We start from the raw sequence: 286 nt of genomic DNA, 5'->3' as shown, positions 1-286 counted from the left end.
CGGCTAGTGGTTCCCCTTACCGGGCCCACAGGGGACTTGCACCCCCAAGTCATCCGGCCAGCACCACCTGTACCAGAACAGCGCCCGTCAAGGCGCTACGCGCCATGCCTGGCGCACCAATAAAAAACCCCAACACGTAACCGTGCTGGGGTTTTTGATTTAGGAGCCTGACGATGACCTACTCTCGCATGGGCAAACGCCACACTACCATCGGCGCTGGTCCGTTTCACTGCTGAGTTCGGGATGGGATCAGGTGGTTCCGGACCGCTATGGTCGTCAGGCAAAA

1 rRNA gene is annotated in these 286 nt (G+C 59.4%); it reads right to left on the bottom strand.

Going from position 1 to position 286, the window contains the following annotated elements:
- Positions 1-165 precede the first annotated feature (165 nt).
- Positions 166-281, bottom strand: a 5S ribosomal RNA gene (gene rrf, locus EZI54_RS24155).
- Positions 282-286: the final 5 nt, after the last annotated feature.

The organism is Marinobacter halodurans (genome assembly GCF_004327985.1).
Taxonomy (GTDB): Bacteria; Pseudomonadota; Gammaproteobacteria; order Pseudomonadales; family Oleiphilaceae; genus Marinobacter_A; species Marinobacter_A halodurans.
The sequence above is the reverse complement of the archived record's forward strand: the minus strand, read 5'-3'. Positions and strand labels throughout refer to the sequence as shown.